Origin of the sequence: Vibrio sp. M260118 (genome assembly GCF_036533755.1) — a bacterium.
GTDB lineage: Bacteria > Pseudomonadota > Gammaproteobacteria > Enterobacterales > Vibrionaceae > Vibrio.
The window spans coordinates 1-3,147 of sequence record NZ_JATABG010000385.1 but is presented as its reverse complement, the minus strand read 5'-3'; the positions used below and the strand labels follow the sequence as shown (position 1 = coordinate 3,147).

Below are 3,147 nucleotides of genomic sequence, written 5' to 3'. Positions count from 1 at the left end.
CACTTTCAAATGAACCTCACCGAACTGACCTGCTCCTCCACTTTGTTTCTTGTGGCGATACTGAGCGTCAGCGGGTTTAGTAATAGTTTCAAAATATTCCACACTCGGTTGACTGGTTTCTACTTCAAGTTTGTAGACCGACGCCATCTTCTCTAACGTCACTTTAAGGTGAAACTCTCCTTGACCGCTAATAATGGTTTCGTTGGTTCGCGCTCTATGCTCAATTCGCAACGAAGGATCTTCACTAGCAATTTTATTAAGCACATCACTGAGTTTTTGCTCATCGCCACGTTTAATTGGTTTTAAGCACAGCGAATACATTGGCTGCGGGAAATTAAGTGTTTTCAGTTCAACACCATCTTCGTCGTGGGAGTCATGCAGAATCGAATCAAACTCCAATTCATCCACTTTCGCTAGCACACAGAAATCACCAGCTAAAGCCTGATGGATTTCGCTACGCTCTTTACCTTGCAGTTGATATAGGTGCCCTACTTTAAATGCTTTATTACTCTCGCCTACATACAGTTGGCTACCCGCATTGATCTCGCCTTGGAACACTCGCACATAAGCTAGTTTACCCATATATGGGTCGACACTGACCTTATAAACGTGCGCGACGGTATGCTCCAAAGTTTCACAGTTCACTTTGATTTTGTGACCGTTTTTCTCAAGCAGAGGCGGATTACCTTCATTTGGCATCGGCATTATTTCAGACAGCGTTTTTAGTAACATTTCTACCCCAGCTCCAGTCTCGGCCGATACAAAACAGACAGGAATGATGTGCCCGGTTCTTAGCGCTTCTTCAAACGGATCATGCAGCTGCTGCGGCGTAAGCTCTGAGCCTTGCTCCAAATAAAGCGCCATTAACTCTTCATCCACCTCAATTACCTGATCTATCAAAGTTTCATGAGCAGCATCAACATCTGCAATTAGCGTATCCGCGCTAGTATCTGGCTCAAAGAAACAATCGACAACCGACTTTCCATCTCTCGTCGGCAAGTTAATTGGTAAGCAGTAACCACCAAACTTCTCTGCAATGTCATCGAGTACTTGACTCAATTTATCCACCCCAATATCTAGCTTATTGATGATGATCATCTGGCACTTTTTCTGCTCTTGAGCAAAAGCAAATAAACGTTGTGAGGTTTGAGTGATTGGTTGCTGAGGGTCAATAATAAGGGCCGAGGTTTCTACTGCGGGAAAGACACTTAATGCCCGGCCGAGAAGCTCGTTTTGTCCCGGAGTATCGATAATATTCAGGCGATGTTTTTCATAGCACATAGCGACAGGAGTGGCTTCAATACTGTGTTGATACTGAATCGACTGGGCATCGAAGTCGGTAATGGTATCGCCTTTCTCAACCCTTCCTAGGGTTCTAGTTGCTTGACAGGAATGGAGAAGCTTTTCGATCAGAGTGGTTTTGCCAGTACCCGTTTGACCAACAAATGCGATATTTCGAATCTTATTAATAGGCATAGAGCCTCCTTGCAAAATGAGTGACGGAACGTAATAAGCTACAGAGTGGCGGGTTCACCGCCTACTCAGCTTCCATGTCATTTTGCGGATCGCTCTATGCATAAAGACCAACTTCAATTTTCAATGAAGATAGGACTAGCATGCATTAAAATTCACCACTTTAATGTGACTTATTTCATAGCAACATTGGTTGATAGTTGAGCGATATCAAATCGTGGATGAAAGATCACGACTGGAGTGAAATGATGGTTACTTTCGCAAGTATCCAGTCATCAATAACAAGAGCCGCAAAATGCGGCTCTTGTCTTATTAGTTCAGAACAAAGTTAATCTGACGATTACTCTTTACCAAACACGTTGTTCTCTTGCTCTTGTACGCGGATGAAAGTTGTACGCTTAGTTAGCTCTTTAAGCTTTGCTGCGCCTACGTAGGTACAAGTTGAACGTACACCGCCAAGGATGTCTGAGATAGTGCCATGAACTGAGCCGCGGTATGGCAATAGTACGGTTTTTCCTTCAGCTGCGCGGTACTTAGCCACACCACCTGAGTGCTTGTCCATTGCCGACTGAGAAGACATGCCGTAGAACTTCATGAAGGTTTTACCATCTTGCTCGATAACTTCACCGCCTGACTCTTCATGGCCTGCTAGCATACCGCCTAGCATTACAAAGTCTGCGCCGCCACCGAAGGCTTTCGCTACATCACCTGCACATGAACAACCACCATCACCGATGATCATGCCACCAAGGCCGTGTGCTGCGTCACCACATTCGATGATTGCTGAAAGTTGTGGGTAACCAACACCCGTTTTAACGCGTGTAGTACATACAGAGCCTGGGCCAATACCCACTTTCACGATGTCGGCACCTGCTAGGATAAGCTCCTCACACATGTCACCTGTTACAACGTTACCTGCAGAGATAACTTTGTCTGGGAATGCTGCGCGAACGCACTCTACGTACTCAACCAAATGCTCTGAATAGCCATTAGCGATATCAATACAGATGAAGATTAGCTCATCGCTAAGCGCCATGATGTCTTTGGTTTTCTGGAAATCAGCGTCTGAAGTACCGGTAGAGACAAACACATTGTTAAGCGTTGTTATGTCTGCTGATTTTACGAAGTCGGCCCACTGCTCGACTGTGTAGTGCTTGTGTACGGCTGTCATAACGCCGTGCTCAGCCAATGCTTGCGCCATTGCAAAGCTACCAACTGAGTCCATATTTGCTGCAATTACTGGTGTGCCAGACCATTGACGACCACTATGCTTGAATGTAAACTCGCGGGTTAATTCAACTTGAGAACGACTTTTTAGAGTAGAACGCTTCGGGCGAAATAGTACATCTTTAAAGCCTAACTTAAGTTCTTGTTCGATACGCATGATAAATTTTCCTGTAAGCAAATTTACGTGTCGTGCGTTTTCGGTAAGCGTTGGCAGACGCTTTACTGAGTTTCGGACACAAAAAAACCGGAGCGTTGGCAGACGCTCCGGTTTTCAGCATTATAGGTCGCGAATAAATTCTCGCAAGACTGATATTTTCAATTTTTTTGTGATACAGTTCGGTTAAGTTGCATATCTAAGTAACTACTTTCCCTAAAGTTTTAAAATATTTTCTCTTCAAAACAACCACTTACTCTTCTGAGTGCAAACCGTTTGCGCAATCCTTTACC

General features: G+C 44.6%; 2 protein-coding genes. Both read right to left on the bottom strand.

Annotation, left to right across the window (positions count from 1 at the left end; genetic code table 11):
- Positions 1-1,476: elongation factor G (gene fusA, locus QTO00_RS17145; RefSeq protein WP_331425861.1), on the bottom strand; the 1,476-nt coding region annotated here is incomplete at its 3' end.
- Between the two features lie 337 nt (positions 1,477-1,813).
- Positions 1,814-2,857, bottom strand: a complete 1,044-nt coding sequence (locus QTO00_RS17140; RefSeq protein WP_331425860.1) for a GMP reductase — start codon at positions 2,855-2,857, stop codon at positions 1,814-1,816.
- Positions 2,858-3,147 lie beyond the last annotated feature (290 nt).